The sequence below is a fragment of the Methylobacterium frigidaeris genome (assembly GCF_022179185.1).
Classification (GTDB): Bacteria; Pseudomonadota; Alphaproteobacteria; order Rhizobiales; family Beijerinckiaceae; genus Methylobacterium; species Methylobacterium frigidaeris.
Map to the genome: position 1 here is coordinate 1 of NZ_BPQJ01000041.1, position 18,750 is coordinate 18,750.

Sequence of the window (18,750 nt, forward strand, 5' to 3'; positions counted from 1 at the left end):
AAACGCCGACACTGCACTAACTTTGAACTTGGACCACCTCGTGGGGGCCGATCAGCATACTGGTCACCGCTTGGTGCGTCTAATTTGCGACCGATGAATTCTGCTGCTCCTAACAATTCATCAATATCGTCAGACTGCAATGCATCTACGTATCTATTATGCTGTATATCCTTGACGAACCCGCGAGCTCTCGCATGATCAAGACCTGACCTCACAAGATCGATCCAGGAAAGGGCTTTTTTACTCTTTTGCGTAAGTGCTATACTGGCCCCTGCGCCAAAAATTACTACCAGTTTTCCTTCATCAGCAGATTTACGAATTATATCGGCGCTCAATTTTAACCCCCGATGCTCTTATTGTCACATGCATCGCATAGCTGGCGATTAAAATCCAACGGCAAAATGGCGCGGGATATTGTATGACGCATCGGATGCCATGTGGCACTCAAATCAAACTATAAAATCGCCCGATTTGTCGCCCATCAGCACTATATAATAAATTATATATCCTATATCAAAATCATTTCCGTGTGTATTGATGCATAAATTTATCGTCGTGTCCAATCTGGCCGAAGTCGATCCACCACACGCTCCAGCCGCACCTGCCCGTAGTGTTTGTCGATCATAGCCAGGGACGTGCGGCAGTTGCGGGCCACGTCGAGAACCTCAGACCCATTGGCCAGTTGCTCGCTGATGTAAAAATGCCGAAGCGAATACGGCGTGCGCTTGATGCCGCGGTGATCCCGCTCCAAGCCAGCAGCCTTCAGCAGCTCGGTGAAGCCGTTGGCCACCGAGGTGATGCGTTTGCCCTGCTCACTTGCGAATACCGGATCGGTATCCACAGGCTCCCGGCCCATGCTGCGCTCGAACAGCATCCATAGGGTGTCAAACCACAGGATCGCAGCCTTCTGCGGGATCGCCTTGCCGCTCTTGCCCTTGCCTCGAACCTGCAGCCGGATGTCGCGCTGATCCACGGGCTTGCCCCGCCCCGCCCGGTAGCCCAGCACATCGCCCCAAGTGAGATTGTACATCTCAGTGGGTCGCAGCCCGGAGAATGCGCCGATCATCACGTAGGCGTGCAGCAGGGTGCGATCCCGCCGCGTGTGATCGTCCAACCGTTTGATCCGCCAGCGACGCTTGTCGCTGGCCTCTACCATGGCTCCGCTGCCATCCATGATGGGGTCCACCAGCCGGCCGAGGCTCACATTCTGTAGGTGCGCGAACTCATGCGGCTCGAAGCTGGGTCGCCGGTTGTCCGGTGTGCGCCGGGCCTTGATGGTGACCTCGGGCGGGGTCTTCAGGTAGCCCTGGCGTGATGCCCAGCGTAGCAGCTGCCGCAACACCACCAGCTCGCCCCTCTGGCGGCTCAGAGAGGGTGCAGAGCGCCGTACGGGTCGGCGCAGCCGATGCCCTCCCCTCTCGTACTCGATGTGGGTGACAAGCTTGCCAGGGCCCTCGGTCCAGTAGGTGCGCCGCCACTCCGCATAGCGCTCCAGATCGGCCTCGCTCACCGCATCCACGGGCTTCTGGCCGAAATAGCCCACGAAATACCGCCGGATCACCGCAGGCTCGCTCTTGCCCTGGTCGGCCCGCCGTTCGCCCCGCTCCACCTCGCGCAGGATCTGCGCGATGTACTCCTCTGCCACGCTCTCAAAGGTGTGAGCACGAGCGGTGAGGCCCTGCTGCGCGCGGTAGGTGGCTTCGTACCAGATGGCCTCCGCCCGGCGCTGCGCTTCCCGGAGATCGTCGGTGTCGAGGGAGCGTTTGAGCTGCCCCTGCCCGCGGATGCTGAAGCGGATCTGCCACTTGGCGCTGCCCTTGCGCTGGAACAGCTGGAAGCGCTCGTCGGGGACGTTGCCAGGGGGTCTCAAGGGGCGGCCCTGTCTGGTTACTGCGGTGCAGATGACTGCGCTAGGAGTGCGCTAGAGTGCTTTCTGACCCCCCAGCAAACCGTTACGCGCGCAGGGCATTTTTTTGAACTGCGCTAGCACTGCGCTAGGAAATATTGCCGTTTTGGCGCAAGGGCAAGACAATGAAAAACCCCGCTAAGTGCTTAGCGGGGTTGAAAAATTCTGGTAGCGGAGGAGGGATTTGAACCCCCGACACAAGGATTATGATTCCTCTGCTCTGACCAACTGAGCTACTCCGCCGCGCGGTGGCCGGTGCGTATCCGGCTCTGCGGTGGCGCGGATATAGGGGGAGGCGGCCGGCCCTGTCAAGGAACCGTCGCAGCCCTTTTCGCGCCTCGCTGCGCATAGCGAGGCGCGGGCGGACTCAGAGGGCGTCGCCCAGGATCTCGGCGACCTGGGGGATGTCCTTGTCGCCGCGTCCGGAGAGGTTGACGACCATCAGGTGGTCGCGGGACTGGCGCGGGGCGAGCTCCATGACCTTGGCGAGCGCGTGGGCGGGCTCGAGGGCCGGGATGATGCCCTCCATCAGGGAGCAGAGCCGGAAGGCGTCGAGAGTCTCCTTGTCGGTCGCCGACAGGTAGGTGACGCGACCCATCTCGTGCAGCCAGGCATGCTCGGGGCCGATGCCCGGATAGTCGAGGCCGGCGGAGATCGAGTGCGCGTCGGCGATCTGGCCGTCGCCGTCCATCAGCAGGTAGGTGCGGTTGCCGTGCAGCACGCCGGGCTTGCCGCCGGTGAGCGAGGCGGCGTGCAGGCCGCTCGACACGCCGTGGCCCGCCGCCTCGACGCCGTAGATCGCGACCTCGCGGTCGTCGAGGAAGGGGTGGAACAGCCCCATCGCATTCGAGCCGCCGCCGATGCAGGCGACGAGGGAATCGGGCAGACGGCCCTCCTGTTCGAGCATCTGTGCCCTGGTCTCGATCCCGATCACCGACTGGAAGTCGCGCACCATCGCCGGGTAGGGATGTGGCCCCGCCACCGTGCCGATGCAGTAGAAGGTGTCGGCGACGTTGGTGACCCAGTCGCGCAGGGCCTCGTTCATCGCGTCCTTGAGGGTGCGGGTGCCCGATTCGACCGGCACCACCTCGGCGCCGAGCATCTTCATCCGGAACACGTTCGGCTTCTGCCGCTCGACGTCGACCGCACCCATGTAGACGACGCATTTGAGTCCGAAGCGGGCGCAGAGCGTCGCCGTGGCGACGCCGTGCTGGCCCGCCCCCGTCTCGGCGATGATCCGCGGCTTGCCCATGCGCCGGGCGAGCAGGATCTGGCCCAGCACGTTGTTCACCTTGTGCGAGCCGGTGTGGTTCAGCTCCTCGCGCTTGAAGTAGATCTTCGCGCCCCCAAGGTGCTCGGACAGCCGCTCGGCGAAGTAGAGCGGGCTCGGCCGACCGACATAGTGGGTGAGATAGCTCGTCATCTCGGCCTGGAAGGCCGGGTCGGCCTTGGCCGCGGCGTAGGCCTCCTCCAGGGCGAGGATGTTTGGCATCAGGGTCTCGGCCACGAAGCGGCCGCCGAAGATGCCGAAGCGGCCGCGCTCGTCGGGGCCGGTGCGGAACGAGTTCGGGGTCTGGAGAGCGGTCACGGCAGGAGCTCTTACGTGTGAGAGGGTTAGATGAACGTCATCCTCGGCGGCGGGCCTTACGCCCTTCGCGCCTCTGGGGCAATTTGCGGTTCGGACGCAGCCGCCCCGGCCACCTTGATGGGGCCTTCGGCGGCCTCGATAGGGCCTGCGGCGGCCTTGGCGGCCGCCACGAAGGCGGCGATGCGGTCCGGGTCCTTGCGTCCGGGGCTTGATTCGACGCCCGACGAGACGTCGACCGCCTGTGCGGCCGTCACCGCCAGGGCCTCACCGACGGTCCCCGGCGTCAGGCCGCCGGACAGCATGAACGGGTGATCTCGGCCACGGCCTGCGAGCAGCGACCAGTCGAAGGGGTGGCCGTTTCCGCCGGGCAGCACCGCGCCGGGCGCAGGCTTGGCATCGAAGAGCAACCGGTCGGCGACGCCTGCGTAGCGGGCGGCACGGGCGAGATCGTCGGCGGTGGCAATACCGAGCGCCTTCATCACCGGGCGGCCGAAACGGGCGCGCAACGCCGCCACCCGCTCCGGGCTCTCGGCGCCATGGAGCTGCAGCCAGTCCGGGTCGAGGGCCGCGATCACCGCCGCGACGAGGGCGTCGTCGGGATCGACCAGCAGGGCCACGCGCTCGGCCCGGCCGCTTGCCTGCCGGGATAGGGCGGCCCCCGTCGCGAGATCGACGTGGCGCGGGCTCTTCGGGAAATGGACGAGGCCGATCAGGTCGGCGCCGGCGGCGAGCGACGCATCCAGCGTCTCCGGCGTGCTGAGGCCGCAGATCTTGACGAGAGTGGGAACGGGCGACATCCGCTCCCTATACGCCGATCCGCCCGTGCCCGCACGTGCCGCGGGCGCTCAGGAGTGCTGCGTCACGCTCTCCCACACCGCCGCAGCGGCGGCGAGGTCTTCGATCGCGGCGCCGACCGACTTGAACACCGTGATCGCGTCGGGGCTCTGCCGCCCCGGCGCCTCGCCGCGGCACAGGGCCGTCAGGTCGCCCGCGACCGCCTCGGGCGCGAGAGCACCGGACTGGATCGCGACGGCCACGTCGCCGCCCTTCTTCAGGGCGTCGGGGGTGTCGATGTAGACCGGCCCGCGCAGCAGAGCCTCGTCGTCGGCCTCGCGCATCGTCGGCGTGAAGGCGCCGACGAGGTCGAGATGGGTGCCCGGCCGCAGCCATGCGCCCCGCACCAGCGGCTCGGTCGACAGGGTGGCGCAGGAGACGAGGTCCGCCGCTGCGACGGCCGCTGCGAGGTCCGTGACGGGGTAGGCATTGATGCCCTCGGCCGCGAGGGTCGCGGCCAAGCGCTCGGCCCCTTCCGGCCGGCGATTCCAGACCGCGACGTCGCGGATCGGCCGGACAGATGCGTGGGCGCGCACGAGAGAGGGGGCGAGCGCACCGGCCCCCACCATGACCATCCGGGCAGCCTCGTCGCGGGCGAGGTAGCGGGCGGCAAGCGCCGAGGCGGCGGCGGTGCGCCACAGGGTCAGGCGGGCGCCGTCGAGGAGCGCCAGCGGCCGGCCGTCGCGGCCGTCGCAGAGCAGCACCCCACCCTGGATCGTGTCGAGGCCCTTCGCCGGGTTGCCCGGGAACAGGGTCAGGATCTTGACCCCGACATAGTCGGCCGTCCAGGCCGGCATCAGCAGCAGCGAGGTTCCGCCGGGCGCGGTCTCGATGGCGTGGTGGTGGCGCGTCGGCGCCGTCGCGCCGGCCCGGAAGGCCGTCGCGAGCGCGTCGATCATGCGGGTCGGGGTCAGGGCCGCGTCGATCTCGGCCTCGCCGATCAGGCGCATCTCAGGCGCGGCTGACCGGAGCCGGCAGGGCGGTGCGGCCCACCGTGGCGCCGGTCGGCACGCTCTGGCGCAGGCGCTCGGCCTCGCCCCGCAGGCGGGCGAGTTCGCGGCCCTTGGCGCGGCGGTCGCGGCGGGTGTCGCCCTGGCCGAGCCAGGAGCCGACGCCGCCCACCACGATGCCGACGGCGACCGCGGCGAAGATCAGCGCATAGAGCGGCATCGGCATGCTGAAGGCCGGCGTCCCGTTCGAGAACGGATCGAAGGACAGCATCACCGGCTGGCGGTTGGCCACCGCCAGCAGCACGACCACGATCGCGATGGGCAGCAGGATCAGGCCCTTGAGGAAGCGGATCATCGGGAAACCCGGTCTTTCGTCGGTGATGCGGGAAGGGAGCGGGACCGCCGGACGGAGCCCCGTGTGTCAAGTGTAACGCGCGCCGGCCCGGGGGCCAGAGCCGATCCGTCAGCTCGCGGCAGCCTCGGCCCGGCTCGGCTCGTCGGCGCCGATGCCGGCGGCGTTCAGGCGCAGGCGCATCTCCTTGCCGGTCTTGAAGACCGGGATCGCCTTCTCGGCCACCGCCACGGCGGCGCCGGTCCGCGGGTTGCGGCCGCGCCGCGCCTCCCGGCGCTTGACCGAGAAGGCGCCGAAGCCGCGCAGCTCGACCCGGTCGCCCCGGGCGAGAGCATCCGCGATCGTGTCCAGGATGGCGTTGACGATGTTCTCGACGTCGCGCTGATACAGGTGCGGGTTCTGCTCGGCGATCTTGAGCACCAGCTCGGACTTGATCATGGGAGGTATGGTCTCGACTGAGGGCCGGCCGGGGGAGGTGCGCGAGAGGGCTTTTGTCTTTTACGGGCGCCAGACCGCGAGCAGGCCGCCCTGGGTCAGACCGGCGGTCTCGGATCCGGCCTGCCGCAGCCGAGCGGCGAGGTCATCGTAGCCGAGGAGCCCGGCGCCGACGGCCGCGGCCGAGAACAGGCCGAAGCGGTTGTCGGAGCGCGGCTTCCAGTCCCGCACCGGCAGGTCCTTGGCCACGCCCTTCTCGCGCTCGAGCCAGGCGACGGCCTGGCGCTCGCTGCCGGTCTCGTCGATCAGGCCGAGCGGCACGCTCTGGCGGCCGCTGAACACCCGGCCGTCCGCCACCGCCTTGATCTGGTCGGGCGTCATCTTCCGGCGCTCGGCCACCAGGTCCTTGAACCAGCCGAAGGTGTCGCCGACGATCGCCTGGAGGGCGGCGCGGGCCTCGGGAGGGGTCGGGTGGAAGCCGCTCGGCTCGGCCTTGAGCGGCGAGGACTTCACCTCGTCGACCTTCACCCCGATCTTGTCGAGGAGGCCCGACACCTCCGGATACTGGAACAGCACGCCGATCGAACCGACGAGGGAGGTCTCGCGGGCGACGATGTGGTCGGCGGCGATCGCCGTGATGTAGGCGCCCGACGCCGCCGTGCCGTCGACGAAGGCGACGACCGGCTTCTTCTCGGCGAGCTGGCGCAGGTTGCGGAAGAGCTCCTCCGAGCCGGTGGTGGTGCCGCCCGGCGAGTTGATCGAGACGACGACGCCCGAGACCGCGCTCGAGTCGCCGACGCGCTTCATCAGCTCGCGGGTCTTCTCGCTGCCGGCGATGAAGCCGTCGATGCTGATGCGGGCGATCTGCGGCGTGACGGCGGAAAGTCCCCTGCCCCCGGCCGCCCGCCAGCCGACGGCGCCGGCGGCGACGATCAGCGCCCCGACCCCGATCGCGCGCCAGACGGACAGCTTCCGGCGCAAGGCGCGCCGGTCGAGGAGAAGTTCGGCATCGATGGCCATGCGGCGCCCGTATCCTGATCAGACTCCGGAGGCGGCTTCCCTGCCGGGTGGTTCCCTGCAAGTCATTGGCGCGCCTCGCTCCCGGGCTGTTCTACCCCCGGCCGTCGCGCAGCGGCAAGACCGGTTTCGGAGCGTCCCCCTCTCCGATCGCGGTAATTCGGACGTGAGAACGCCCGCGCGGGAGCTTCCCACGCGGGCGTTCGGATCTCATCAGGGGTGTCCGGGCCTCGCGGCCCGGACGGATCCCTTACTTCTTGTCGCCGGCCCGGGCCTTGAGGGCCGCGCCGAGGATGTCGCCGAGCGAGGCGCCCGAATCGGCCGAACCGTACTGGGCGATCGCCTCCTTCTCCTCGGCCATCTCGAGGGCCTTGATGGAGAGCTGGACGCGGCGGGCCTTGCGGTCGAACTGCGTCACGCGCGCATCGACCTTCTCGCCGGCGGCGAAGCGCTCGGGGCGCTGGTCGTTGCGCTCGCGGGCGAGATCGGCCCGGCGGATGAAGGTCTGGAGGTCGGAATCGACGATCTTGACCTCGATTCCCGAGTCCTTGACCTCGAGCACCTCGCAGGTGACGACCTGGCCCTTGCGGATGCCGTCACCGGCATCGGCGAAGGGGTCGCCGGCGAGCTGCTTGATGCCGAGCGAGATGCGCTCCTTCTCGACGTCGACGTCGAGAACCTGGGCGCGCACCACGTCGCCCTTCTTGAACTCGTCGATGACCTGCTCGCCCGGACGGTTCCAGTCGAGGTCCGAGAGGTGGACCATGCCGTCGACGTCGCCCTCGAGGCCGATGAACAGACCGAACTCGGTCTTGTTCTTGACCTCGCCCTCGACCTCGGTGCCCGGCGGGTGCTTCTCGGAGAAGGCCTCCCACGGGTTCTGCAGGGTCTGCTTCAGGCCGAGCGAGATGCGGCGCTTGACCGGATCGACCTCCAGGATCTGAACCTCGACCTCCTGGGAGGTGGAGACGATCTTGCCCGGATGGACGTTCTTCTTGGTCCAGCTCATCTCCGAGACGTGGATCAGGCCCTCGATCCCCGGCTCCAGCTCCACGAAGGCGCCGTAATCGGTGATGTTGGTCACGCGGCCCTTGAGCTTGGCGTTGACCGGGTAGCGGGCGGCGATGCCCTCCCACGGATCGGCCAGAAGCTGCTTGATGCCGAGCGAGATGCGGTGCGTCTCGTGGTTGATCTTGATGATCTTGACCTTGACGGTCTGGCCGATGTTGACCACCTCGGACGGGTGATTGACGCGGCGCCACGCCATATCGGTGACGTGCAGCAGGCCGTCGATGCCGCCGAGGTCGACGAACGCACCGTACTCGGTGATGTTCTTGACCACGCCGTCGATGACCTGACCCTCTTCGAGGTTGGCCACCAGTTCGGAGCGCTGCTCGGCCCGGCTCTCCTCGAGCACGGTGCGGCGCGACACCACGATGTTGCCGCGGCGGCGGTCCATCTTGAGGATCTGGAACGGCTGCGGCGTGCCCATCAGCGGGGTGACGTCGCGGACCGGACGGATATCGACCTGCGAGCGCGGCAGGAACGCCACAGCGCCGTCGAGGTCGACGGTGTAGCCGCCCTTGACCTGGTTGAAGATCGTGCCGCTGACGCGCTCGTTGTTCTCGAACGCCTTCTCGAGCTTGACCCAGCTCTCCTCGCGGCGCGCCTTGTCGCGCGAGATGACGGCTTCGCCCAGCGCGTTCTCGATGCGGTCGACGTAGACCTCGACCTCGTCGCCGACGGTGATCGGCTGGTCACGGCCGGGGCCCGTGAACTCCTTGAGGGCGACGCGGCCCTCGGTCTTGGCCCCGATGTCGATGACGGCGACGTCCTTCTCGATCGCCACCACCCGACCCTTGACCACGGAGCCTTCCGTGATCTCGTGCTCCCGGAACGACTCTTCCAGAAGGGCGGCGAAATCCTCGCGGCTCGACGCGGCGCCTTGCAAACCTGCGGACATCTATGCTCCTTTTCGTCCCACCCTCTCCGGGGGGACGGCGCCGGCGGCTCGTATGAACGGGCCGCTTCCGCCCGCCGGAGTTCCGGGAGGCCCTTCCGGGCCATCGGAACCGCCGCTCCCCGAAACGTGAAGGGGCGCGGGCCGGCGCATGATCGACGGGCGAAAACGTGTGTCTCCGGACGGTCCCGGCCGGAGCGCGGTGCGGAGGGCACGTCGCCCTGCACGCGGCATCCCGGCATCGGTCCACCGGAGGTTGGGCCGATACATGAAAATCGTCCGGCCTGCAAGGTGTTGCCGGCATCGACGCGCGGCAACCTGACGGCGATTGCCAGTCTTGCCCATACGCGCGGGTCCGGGTTACCCATCCCTAGCCTGAAACCATTCTGATGTTCGGGCGTGGCGGACCGCCCTCCCGGGAGGCGGGCCGTCCAAGCAAGCAAGACGGCACGCCGCGCGCGGCGTGGGGAGGAGCGAGGCGCGGGCCCCCAAGGGCCGCGGCCTGAGACTTGAGTGAACGAGAGGGAGGCCGGGCGTCGCGACCGGAACCGTGTCCGCGGGGCGCCCCGACACCTCCCGAAGCCGGAGGGCGACGATGATCAAGCTCAACGTGAACGGTGAGGAGCGCCGCTTCGACGGCGATCCCGAGATGCCGCTGCTGTGGTACCTGCGGGACGAGCTCGGCCTGACGGGCACCAAGTTCGGCTGCGGCGTCGCGGCCTGCGGCGCCTGCACCATCCATGTCGGCGGCGCCGCGATGCGGGCCTGCCAGACCCCGGTCTCGGCCGCCGACGGCCAGCCGGTGGTGACGATCGAGGGCCTGTCGCCGGACGGCAACCACCCGGTCCAGGCGGCCTGGCGGGAGCTGAACGTGGCGCAGTGCGGCTACTGCCAGACCGGGCAGATCATGCAGGCGGCGGCTCTTCTCAAGGATACCCCAAAGCCGACCGACGCCGACATCGACGCCCAGATGAGCGGCAATCTCTGCCGCTGCGGCACCTATCCGCGCATCCGCGCCGCCATCAAGCAGGCGGCGGGGCTGACCCCGAAGGCCGGCCAGGGAGATCGCCTGTGATCCACGACCTCTCCTCCTTCCTCAAAGCCGCCCCGGCCGAGGAGCCGGATTCCACCATCACCAAGCCCACCCCCGGCCAGCTCAGCCGCCGCGGCCTGCTGGCGGGCGCCGGCGCCCTGGTGCTCGCCCTGTCGCTGAAGCCGCAAGGCGTGAGCGCCGCCGAGAAGGGCTTCGGCGCCGACGGCATGCCGCATGGCTGGCGCGACGACCCGACCCTGTTCGTGGCGATCGCCCCCGACGGCACCGTGACGGTGACCTGCACCCGCTCGGAGATGGGCCAGGGCGTGCGCACCTCGGTGGCGTTCGTCGTCGCCGACGAGCTCGACGCCGACTGGGCCAAGGTCAAGGTCGCCCAGGCCCACGGCGACGAGGAGCGCTTCGGCAACCAGGACACCGACGGCTCGCGCTCGCTCCGGCACTTCTTCATGCCGCTGCGCCGCGCCGGTGCCGCGGCCCGCACGATGCTGATCGAGGCGGCGGCCGCCCAGTGGCGCGTGCCGGCCTCCGAGGTGACGGCGGAGAACCACGCCCTCGTCCATACCAAGTCCGGGCGCCGGATCGGCTTCGGCGAGGTGGCGCAGGCCGCGGCCTCGATCCCGGTGCCGGACCGGTCGAAGGTGACGCTCAAGGACCCGTCGGCCTTCCGCTACATCGGCAAGGGCCGCGTCGGCCTCATCGACAATGTCGGAATCACCACCGGCACGGCGCAGTACGGTCTCGATACCCGCGTCGAGGGCATGCTCTACGCCGTGGTCGCCCGCCCGCCGGTCTTCGGCGGCAAGGTCAAGAGCTTCGACGAGGCGGCAGCCCTGAAGGTGCCGGGCGTCGTCAAGGTCGTGACCATCGATCCGCCGGCCCCTCCTTATGAGTTCATGCCGACCGGCGGCGTCGCGGTCATCGCCCGCAACACCTGGGCGGCGATCAAGGGCCGCGAGGCGCTGAACGCCACCTTCGACGACGGCCCCAACGCCAGTTACGATTCCGACGCCTACCGCGCCACCCTGGAACAGGCCGTGCGCAAGCCCGGCAAGGTGGTGCGCCAGGAAGGCGACGTCGACGCGGCGATGAAGAAGGCGGTGAAGCGCCTCGAGGCCGAGTACTACATCCCTCACCTCGTCCAGGCCCCGATGGAGCCGCCGGCCGCCACCGTGCGGATCGGCAAGGACGGCAAGATCGAGGCCTGGGGCTGCGTGCAGTCGCCGCAGGCCGCCCGCGATCGCATCGCCAAGCGCCTCGGGATCGATCCGAAGAACGTCACGGTCAACGTCACGCTGCTCGGCGGCGGCTTCGGCCGCAAGTCCAAGCCCGACTACTTCGTCGAGGCGGCGCTCTGCTCGAAGGCGGTCGACGGTGCCCCGGTCAAGATGACCTGGACGCGCGAGGACGACCTCCACAACGGCTACTACCACACCGTCTCGGTGGAGCGGCTGGAGGCCGGCCTCGACGACAAGGGCATGCCGATCGCCTGGCTGCACCGCAGCGCGGCCCCGACCATCGGCTCGACCTTCGTCGCCGGCGCCAACGAGCAGATCCCGATCGAACTCGGGATGGGCCTCGTCAATGTGCCGTTCAACATCCCCAACATGCGGATGGAGAACCCGCCCGCCGACGCCCATGTCCGCATCGGCTGGTTCCGCTCGGTGTCGAACATCCCGCGGGCCTTCGCGGTGCAATCGTTCCTGGACGAGCTCGCCCACATGGCCGGCCGTGATCCGAAGGATTATCTCCTCGACGTGATCGGTCCGGCCCGGATCCTCGATCCGGTCAAGCTGGGCGATGCCTGGAACTACGGCGAGGACCCCTCGCGCTATCCCTTCGATACCGGGCGCCTGCGCGGGGTGATCGAAGCGGTGGCCAAGGGCGCCGGCTGGGGCCGGAAGGTGGAGAAGGGCCGCGGCCTCGGCATCGCGGCGCATTACAGCTTCGTGACCTATACGGCGGCCGTGGCGGAGGTCGAGGTCGGGCCGAAGGGCGAGGTCACCGTCCAGCGGGTCGACATCGCCATCGACAGCGGCCAGCAGGTCAATCCGGAGCGGGTGCGCTCGCAGCTCGAGGGCGCGGTGGTGATGGGGATGGGCCTCGCGCTCACCGCCCAGATCACCTTCAAGAACGGCCGCGCCGTCCAGGACAACTACGACACCTACGAGCTCACCCGGATCAACGACGCGCCCAAGATCATCAACGTGCACCTCGTGCAGGGCGGTGGCTGGGACAAGCCGCTCGGCGGCGTCGGCGAGCCCGGCGTGCCGCCGGTGGCCCCCGCCATCGCCAACGCGATCTTCGCGGCGACCGGCCGGCGCATCCGCCAGCTGCCGATGCGCGACAAGCTGAGCGCGTGAGGTGATCCCGCGGGGTTTGGCCCCGCGGGACGTGTGACGAGGGGTCGCCTCCCGCCGGGGGGCGGCCCCTTTTTTCTGATCCGTCTCTCATCTCGCCGGAACCCCCGCCCCCGGGCCGGTGTTCGCGACCAAGGCTCACGACGCCAAGGTTGTCGCGCCTGCCACGATCAAGAACGGGAGAGACACGCCATGAAGCTCATCCTCGCCGCCGGCCTCGTCGCCGGCCTCGCGGGCCCGGCGCTTGCCGGCGCTTGCGGCACCGAGATCTCGGCGCTGGAGCCGCGGCTCACCGAGAAGGGCCGCGAGACGATCGCGGCCTCGAGCGGCGGCAAGGAGGTGGCGTCGCGCCGCGAGGCCCAGGCCGAGGCGGCGACCGAGAAGGGCACCAGCCCCTCCGCCCTTCCCAAGGGCCCCGCCCCCGGCTCGGCCGAGACGCAGGCCACCGCCGACGTCGCCAAGGCGAGCGGCGGCGGCACCGGCGTGATGGAGGCGAGAGCCAGCCTCAACCGCGCCCGCGAGCTCGACAAGAAGGGCGACGAGGCGGGCTGCATGAAGGCGGTGTCGGACGCCAAGGAGCAGATGGACAAGTCGTGAGCCTCGGGCGAGCTTTAATCCCCGACCCGAGGTGAGGCAGCGCACATCGCGGTCCGGGCTGCCTGCTCCGACCCTGGTCTGTTGCGCTGCAGCGCCCACATCTCACGGGCATCGCCCGGCCCTTGAAGCCGGGCTCGATCCGGAGATGACCGAGTGCCCTCCCTGTTCGATCCGATCCAGCTCGGCGCCATCGCGGCGCCGAACCGCATCCTGATGGCGCCGCTGACCCGCGGCCGCGCCTCGCGGACCCACGTGCCGACCCCGATCATGGCCGAATATTACCGCCAGCGCGCCGGGGCCGGGCTCATCATCAGCGAGGCCACCGGCATCTCGCAGGAGGGCACCGGCTGGCCCTTCGCCCCGGGCCTGTGGTCGTCGGAGCAGGTCGAGGCCTGGAAGCCGGTGGTGGCGGCGGTGCACGAGGCCGGCGGGCGCATCGTCGCCCAGCTCTGGCACATGGGCCGCGTGGTCCATCCCGATTTCCTGGGCGGACAGCCGCCGGTCTCGGCTTCGGCCACCACGGCGCCCGACCAGGCCCATACCTACGAGGGCAAGAAGCCCTATGCCGAGGCTCGCGCCTTGCGCGAGGACGAGATCCCGCGGCTGCTCGAGGACTACGCCAAGGCCGCCCGCAACGCGGTCGAGGCCGGCTTCGACGGGGTGCAGATCCACGCCGCGAACGGCTACCTGATCGACCAGTTCCTGCGCTCGGGCACCAACCTGCGCCAGGACCGCTACGGCGGTCCGGTGGAGAACCGTGTCCGCCTGCTCTCCGAGGTCGCCCGCACCGTGGCCGACACCGTCGGGGCGGACCGCACCGGCGTGCGCCTGTCGCCGAACGAGCCGATCCAGGGCGTCGACGATCCCGAGCCCGAGACCCTGTTCCCGGCCGCCGCCGCCGCCCTCTCGGAGATCGGCATCGCCTTCCTCGAGTTGCGCGAGCCCGGCCCCGACGGGACCTTCGGCAAGGCCGCCCGCCCGGCGGTGGCGCCGGCCATCAAGGCCGCCTTCCGGGGCCCGCTGGTGCTGAACTCCGACTATGACGGGCCGAGGGGGCAGGCCGCCCTCGACGAGGGCCGCGCCGACGCGATCGCGTTCGGTCGCACCTTCATCGCCAATCCCGACTTGCCGGAGCGGATCGCCAAGGGCGCGCCCCTCAACAAGGACAATTACAAGACCTGGTACAGCCAGGGCCCCGAGGGCTACATCGACTACCCGGCCCTCGACGTCGCCTGAGGCGACGAGGTCGAGGGCCGGGCCGGATTGCGCGTGCGGTGCAGCACGATCCGGCTTGACGTGGCGCCCGGCGTTTGCGACGCCGCTCGCCGCCTGCCCGGCGGGCAGGCGCCGTCCCGCCGGACCGCGGAGCGGCATCGTGGCGGCACGCGGAGACGATGCGCATGAGCAACCCGGGCAACACCACGCCGGCGACCTCTCAAGAGCCCAAAATCTCCCAGGAGCCCAAAACCTCCCAGGAGCCCAAGCAGCTCCTCCACCTGGTGTTCGGGGGCGAGCTGACCGACCTCGACAGCGTCACCTTCCGCGACCTCTCGAAGCTCGACGTGGTCGGCATCTTCCCCGATTACGCCAGCGCCGCCATGGCCTGGAAGGCTAAGGCGCAGCAGACGGTCGACAGCGCCCAGACCCGCTACTTCATCGTGCACCTCCACCGGCTGCTGCAGCCCTGAGGCGATCGGCGGCGCTCGCAAAGGGTCTTGCCGGGATTCCTGCACAGGAATGCAGGGGTGCTGCGCAATCGCGCGCGCATGAAAGCATTGTGACGGTATCCCGTCACTGGTAAGAGCCTCGCCCGTCACACCAGAGCATCGGCGCGCGAGGGGCCCGCAATTGCGCGAAGCTCGATGCGATCCTCCCTTCCCCCCGGCGCGTGCGGGCTTCTCGTCGAGGCGCCGCGCGGCAGCGCCGGGGATCTTCGCGCGGGCCACGATGGAAGCACGATGAAATCCTCGATCAAGATCGTCGCCGGCAATGCGAGCCGCCCGCTGGCCGAGGCGATCGCGGCCTATCTCGAGAAGCCGCTGGCGGTCTGCTCGGTGCGCCGCTTCGCCGACATGGAGATCTTCGTCGAGCTCCAGGAGAACGTGCGCGGCGAGGACGTGTTCATCGTCCAGTCGACCTCGTTCCCGGCCAACGATCACCTGATGGAACTGCTCATCATGATCGACGCCGCGCGGCGCTCCTCGGCGCGGCGGATCACCGCCGTGCTGCCCTATTTCGGCTATGCCCGGCAGGACCGGCGCACCTCGGGCCGCACCCCGATCTCGGCCAAGCTCGTCGCCAACCTCATCACCGAGGCGGGCGCCGACCGGGTGATGACCCTCGACCTGCATGCCGGCCAGATCCAGGGCTTCTTCGACATCCCGACCGACAACCTGTTCGCCGCCCCGGTGATGGTGCGCGACATCAAGGAGCGGCTCGATCCCGCCGACATGATGGTGGTGTCGCCCGACGTCGGCGGCGTGGTGCGGGCCCGCGCGCTCGCCAAGCGCATCGACGCGCCGCTCGCCATCGTCGACAAGCGCCGCGAGCGGCCCGGCGAGTCGGAAGTGATGAACATCATCGGCGAGGTCGAGGGCCGCTCCTGCATCCTCGTCGACGACATCGTCGATTCCGGCGGCACCCTGGTCAACGCTGCCGAAGCCCTGCTCGCCAAGGGCGCCAAGGACGTCTCGGCCTACATCACCCACGGCGTGCTCTCGGGGGGCGCGGTGTCGCGCATCGCCTCCTCGAAGCTCAAGGAGCTGGTGATCACCGACTCGATCCAGCCGACCGCGGCGGTCAAGCTCGCCCGCAACATCCGGGTCGTCACCATCGCGCCGCTGCTCGGCGAGGCGATCGGGCGCACCGCCGACGAGTCGAGCGTCTCGAGCCTGTTCGCCTGAACGACGGCCGGTCCGCCGACGATCCGCCCGCCGGTTTTCCACCGGCGGGCCCTTGCCCTTCAAGCAACGACATCTTCGTCTGCGACGACGCGTTGGCCCGCGAAAGCGGTTTGCGCCGGGCCTGCGACGCGCCTATATAACGGACGATTCCCTCACAGCGTGAGACAGGCCGTCCTGGCATCCCGGGACGCCGGCGGGACCTCCCGGTTCCGCCCCGGGCGCCCTGTCGCCGCCGAGGGGCCCGTATTGTGACTGGCCGCTTCCCGGACGAGCGGCAGGCCGCGTTCCGCGAGATGCCGGAACGCCCGAGGAGGTGTGGAATGTCCCAGGGACCGTTGATGCCGAAGGCGACGGCCGTCTGGCTCGTCGAGAACACGTCGCTGTCCTTCGATCAGATCGCCGATTTCTGCAAGCTCCACCCCCTCGAGGTGAAGGGCATCGCGGACGGCGAGGTGGCGGCCGGCATCAAGGGCCTCGACCCTGTCTCGACCGGCCAGCTCACCCGCGAGGAGATCGAGCGGGCGCAAGGAAACCCGAACCACCGCATGAAGGTGGCGGTCTCGAAGGTGAAGCTGCCCGAGGTGAAGCGCACCAAGGGTCCGCGCTACACCCCCCTTTCCCGCCGCCAGGACCGGCCCAACGCCATCCTGTGGCTGCTGCGCAACCACCCGGAGCTGAAGGACGCGCAGGTGATGCGCCTCGTCGGCACCACCAAGTCGACGATCCAGCAGATCCGCGAGCGCACCCACTGGAATTCCGGCTCGCTGCAGCCGATGGATCCGGTGACCCTCGGCCTGTGCTCGCAGATCGACCTCGATTTCGAGGTCCAGCGCGCCGCCAAGGACCGCCCGCTGGTGGAATCCGCCGAGGGCGGCGCCACCCTGATGCCGCCCGAGCTCTCGGTCCTGCCCGAGCCCGAGGATCGCGACGAGGATCGTCGCCCCGGCCGCGGCGACGAGCGCCTGGACGCCGATTCGGTCTTCGCGCGGCTCAAGCCGATGCGGAAGGGCGAGGAGGAGGACGACGACGAGTATTGAGGGTCGGACCGGCGAGAGTCTCAGGACAATCGCTGCGTGTCCGCGCTTTAACCCTCCCCTCTGTGCGGGGGAGGGTTCGGGCGCGAGCCGTCGAAAGTTCTGACGCGACTCAGGTCTCGAACAGCGATCCCTGAAGGGCGCCCTCTGCGGGCGCCTTTTTCGCGTCCGTTCCGCTCTCCTTGCGCCGGGCCGCCCGGCGCGGGGCAGGCCGCGCTGCCGACTCCGGCGGGGTCTCGGGCGCTGTGCCCTCCACTGCCGCCGCCACCCGCCCGTCGGCGAACTCGACAGTGAGACGTCCGGCCGCCCGCGCCGCTTCCGCCGAGCCGATCGGCGTGCCGGCGGAATCGAGCACGAGCGCGTAGCCGCGAGCCAGCACCGCCCGGTAGTTGAGGCTGGAGAACAGGGCGGTCGCCCGCGACAGCCGCCCGGCCAGGCGCTCGAGCCCGTGGCCGGGGGCCTGTTCCAGCCGGCGCGACAGGCCATTCAGGCGCTCGCCCTGCACCGCCAGCACCCGCTCCAGGGCGTGGCGCGGGCGGTGGTCGATCGCGGCCAGGCGCTCGCGGGCCCGGGCGAGGCGCAGGGAGGGCGGGTTGCGGGCCAGGCCCTGGAGCGCCCGGTTGAACCGTCCTTGCGCGTCCCGTGCATTGGCGGCGAGCGCCGGGGCGAGGCGCGCTTCCGCCAGGTCGAGGCGCTGGCGCTTCTGGGCCAGCAGCGCCTCCGGCCCCGGCAGCGCCCGGGTCAGCCCGCGCAGCTCGCCCCGGCGCTGGTCGACGAGGCGCAGGAGCGCCCCGGCATGGCGGCGGCTCAAGCCCTCCAGGTCGATGAGCAATTCGTGCAGCACCGGCACCGCCATCTCGGCGGCGCCGGTCGGGGTCGGCGCGCGCTGGTCGGCGGCGTGGTCGATCAGCGTGACGTCGGTCTCGTGCCCGACGGCGGAGATCAGCGGGATCGCGCTCGCGGCGGCGGCCCGCACCACGATCTCCTCGTTGAAGCACCACAGATCCTCGATCGAGCCGCCGCCGCGGGCGACGATCAGCACGTCCGGCCGCGGGATCGCGCCGCCGGGTTCGAGGGCATTGAAGCCGCGAATCGCCGCCGCGATCTCCTCGGCCGCCCCCTCCCCCTGGACCCGCACCGGCCAGACCAGGACGGGGCGCGGAAAGCGGTCGGCGAGCCGGTGGAGGATGTCGCGGATCACCGCGCCGGTCGGCGAGGTGACGACGCCGACGACCACGGGAAGGTACGGCACCGCCCGCTTGCGGGCGGCGTCGAACAGGCCTTCCGCGGCGAGCAGGCGCCGGCGCTCCTCCAGGAGCGCCATCCAGGCGCCGGCCCCGGCTGGTTCCAGCGAATCGACCACGATCTGGTAGGCGGACTTGCCCGGATAGGTCGTGATCCGCCCGGTGACCACGACCTCCAGGCCCTCCTTGGGCTTGTGGCGCAGCCGCAGCATCGTGCCCTTCCAGATCACGGCATCGATCTTGGCGCCGCCGTCCTTGAGGCTGAAATAGGCGTGGCCGGAGCCGTGCGGGCCGCGATAGCCCGAGATCTCGCCCTTCAGGCGCACATGCCCGAACGCATCTTCGAGGGTGCGCTTGAGGGCGGTCGCCAGCTCGGTGACCGACCATTCGGGCACGTTGGCGATCGGGGCGGTGAAGGCGGAGGCGGACATCACGCATGAAGCTACCGGCTCGGGCCGGGCCGCGGAAGGCCGCCCCGCCGGCTTGAGCGGGCGAGTGGCCCCCGCGCATCAGTCCTGG

The 18,750-nt window shown here is 69.5% G+C and carries 17 protein-coding genes and 1 tRNA gene; 7 read left to right on the forward strand and 11 right to left on the reverse strand.

The window, feature by feature from the left end:
• The 10 genes from MFF64_RS28415 to rpsA form a co-directional block, all read right to left on the reverse strand.
• Window positions 1–335: hypothetical protein (locus MFF64_RS28415; protein WP_238192938.1), on the reverse strand; the 335-nt coding region annotated here is incomplete at its 3' end.
• Between the two features lie 212 nt (window positions 336–547).
• The gene (locus tag MFF64_RS28420; protein ID WP_238192939.1) at window positions 548–1,870 is read right to left on the reverse strand and encodes a tyrosine-type recombinase/integrase; all 1,323 of its coding nucleotides are present in this window, start codon (window positions 1,868–1,870) and stop codon (window positions 548–550) included.
• Window positions 1,871–2,072: 202 nt separating this feature from the next.
• Window positions 2,073–2,149: transfer RNA gene (locus tag MFF64_RS28425), tRNA-Met, on the reverse strand.
• Between the two features lie 124 nt (window positions 2,150–2,273).
• Entirely contained in the window at window positions 2,274–3,494 is a 1,221-nt protein-coding gene (gene trpB / locus MFF64_RS28430) for a tryptophan synthase subunit beta (protein ID WP_099903190.1), read from the reverse strand.
• A 56-nt stretch (window positions 3,495–3,550) separates the two neighbouring features.
• On the reverse strand, window positions 3,551–4,291 hold the full coding sequence (locus MFF64_RS28435; protein WP_099903192.1) for a phosphoribosylanthranilate isomerase: 741 nt from the start codon (window positions 4,289–4,291) through the stop codon (window positions 3,551–3,553).
• Window positions 4,292–4,339: 48 nt separating this feature from the next.
• The gene (gene lhpI, locus MFF64_RS28440; RefSeq protein WP_238192940.1) at window positions 4,340–5,278 is read right to left on the reverse strand and encodes a bifunctional Delta(1)-pyrroline-2-carboxylate/Delta(1)-piperideine-2-carboxylate reductase; all 939 of its coding nucleotides are present in this window, start codon (window positions 5,276–5,278) and stop codon (window positions 4,340–4,342) included.
• A gap of 1 nt (window position 5,279) precedes the next feature.
• Window positions 5,280–5,633 carry a lipopolysaccharide assembly protein LapA domain-containing protein gene (locus MFF64_RS28445; protein WP_238192941.1) on the reverse strand — a complete coding sequence of 118 codons (354 nt, stop codon included), beginning with the start codon at window positions 5,631–5,633 and terminating at the stop codon, window positions 5,280–5,282.
• 108 nt (window positions 5,634–5,741) lie between these two features.
• Window positions 5,742–6,068, reverse strand: a complete 327-nt coding sequence (gene ihfB / locus MFF64_RS28450; protein WP_048433052.1) for an integration host factor subunit beta — start codon at window positions 6,066–6,068, stop codon at window positions 5,742–5,744.
• Between the two features lie 60 nt (window positions 6,069–6,128).
• Entirely contained in the window at window positions 6,129–7,085 is a 957-nt protein-coding gene (sppA, locus tag MFF64_RS28455) for a signal peptide peptidase SppA (RefSeq protein WP_099903133.1), read from the reverse strand.
• A 247-nt stretch (window positions 7,086–7,332) separates the two neighbouring features.
• The gene (rpsA, locus tag MFF64_RS28460; RefSeq protein ID WP_238192942.1) at window positions 7,333–9,045 is read right to left on the reverse strand and encodes a 30S ribosomal protein S1; all 1,713 of its coding nucleotides are present in this window, start codon (window positions 9,043–9,045) and stop codon (window positions 7,333–7,335) included.
• Between the two features lie 592 nt (window positions 9,046–9,637).
• Here rpsA and MFF64_RS28465 point away from each other — a divergent pair.
• The 7 genes from MFF64_RS28465 (at window position 9,638) to MFF64_RS28495 (ending at window position 16,990) form a co-directional block, all read left to right on the forward strand.
• Window positions 9,638–10,117 carry a (2Fe-2S)-binding protein gene (locus tag MFF64_RS28465; RefSeq protein ID WP_099906967.1) on the forward strand — a complete coding sequence of 160 codons (480 nt, stop codon included), beginning with the start codon at window positions 9,638–9,640 and terminating at the stop codon, window positions 10,115–10,117.
• A gap of 56 nt (window positions 10,118–10,173) precedes the next feature.
• Window positions 10,174–12,456, forward strand: a complete 2,283-nt coding sequence (locus MFF64_RS28470; protein ID WP_099906980.1) for a xanthine dehydrogenase family protein molybdopterin-binding subunit — start codon at window positions 10,174–10,176, stop codon at window positions 12,454–12,456.
• 189 nt (window positions 12,457–12,645) lie between these two features.
• Window positions 12,646–13,050: a hypothetical protein gene (locus tag MFF64_RS28475; protein ID WP_099906969.1), complete on the forward strand. Its 405-nt coding sequence runs from the start codon at window positions 12,646–12,648 to the stop codon at window positions 13,048–13,050.
• A gap of 153 nt (window positions 13,051–13,203) precedes the next feature.
• The gene (locus MFF64_RS28480; RefSeq protein WP_099906971.1) at window positions 13,204–14,286 is read left to right on the forward strand and encodes an alkene reductase; all 1,083 of its coding nucleotides are present in this window, start codon (window positions 13,204–13,206) and stop codon (window positions 14,284–14,286) included.
• Window positions 14,287–14,450: 164 nt separating this feature from the next.
• The gene (locus tag MFF64_RS28485) at window positions 14,451–14,738 is read left to right on the forward strand and encodes a DUF4170 domain-containing protein (RefSeq protein ID WP_099906973.1); all 288 of its coding nucleotides are present in this window, start codon (window positions 14,451–14,453) and stop codon (window positions 14,736–14,738) included.
• Window positions 14,739–15,008: 270 nt separating this feature from the next.
• Window positions 15,009–15,953, forward strand: a complete 945-nt coding sequence (locus tag MFF64_RS28490) for a ribose-phosphate pyrophosphokinase (RefSeq protein ID WP_099906976.1) — start codon at window positions 15,009–15,011, stop codon at window positions 15,951–15,953.
• A 320-nt stretch (window positions 15,954–16,273) separates the two neighbouring features.
• On the forward strand, window positions 16,274–16,990 hold the full coding sequence (locus tag MFF64_RS28495) for a DUF1013 domain-containing protein (protein WP_099906978.1): 717 nt from the start codon (window positions 16,274–16,276) through the stop codon (window positions 16,988–16,990).
• A gap of 109 nt (window positions 16,991–17,099) precedes the next feature.
• On the opposite strand, the gene xseA is transcribed toward MFF64_RS28495, so the two are convergent.
• Window positions 17,100–18,662 (reverse strand): exodeoxyribonuclease VII large subunit, encoded by a 1,563-nt coding sequence (gene xseA / locus MFF64_RS28500; RefSeq protein ID WP_238192943.1) that lies wholly within the window; start codon window positions 18,660–18,662, stop codon window positions 17,100–17,102.
• Window positions 18,663–18,750 lie beyond the last annotated feature (88 nt).

Bases quoted from the DNA above. Each gene is read 5' to 3' on its own strand.
- MFF64_RS28435 (WP_099903192.1), bottom strand. From the start codon at position 4,291: ATGTCGCCCGTTCCCACTCTCGTCAAGATCTGCGGCCTCAGCACGCCG.
- MFF64_RS28485 (WP_099906973.1), top strand. From the start codon at position 14,451: ATGAGCAACCCGGGCAACACCACGCCGGCGACCTCTCAAGAGCCCAAA.
- rpsA (WP_238192942.1), bottom strand. From the start codon at position 9,045: ATGTCCGCAGGTTTGCAAGGCGCCGCGTCGAGCCGCGAGGATTTCGCC.
- MFF64_RS28445 (WP_238192941.1), bottom strand. From the start codon at position 5,633: ATGATCCGCTTCCTCAAGGGCCTGATCCTGCTGCCCATCGCGATCGTG.
- MFF64_RS28490 (WP_099906976.1), top strand. From the start codon at position 15,009: ATGAAATCCTCGATCAAGATCGTCGCCGGCAATGCGAGCCGCCCGCTG.
- sppA (WP_099903133.1), bottom strand. From the start codon at position 7,085: ATGGCCATCGATGCCGAACTTCTCCTCGACCGGCGCGCCTTGCGCCGG.
- MFF64_RS28495 (WP_099906978.1), top strand. From the start codon at position 16,274: ATGTCCCAGGGACCGTTGATGCCGAAGGCGACGGCCGTCTGGCTCGTC.
- xseA (WP_238192943.1), bottom strand. From the start codon at position 18,662: ATGTCCGCCTCCGCCTTCACCGCCCCGATCGCCAACGTGCCCGAATGG.
- lhpI (WP_238192940.1), bottom strand. From the start codon at position 5,278: ATGCGCCTGATCGGCGAGGCCGAGATCGACGCGGCCCTGACCCCGACC.
- MFF64_RS28465 (WP_099906967.1), top strand. From the start codon at position 9,638: ATGATCAAGCTCAACGTGAACGGTGAGGAGCGCCGCTTCGACGGCGAT.
- ihfB (WP_048433052.1), bottom strand. From the start codon at position 6,068: ATGATCAAGTCCGAGCTGGTGCTCAAGATCGCCGAGCAGAACCCGCAC.
- MFF64_RS28475 (WP_099906969.1), top strand. From the start codon at position 12,646: ATGAAGCTCATCCTCGCCGCCGGCCTCGTCGCCGGCCTCGCGGGCCCG.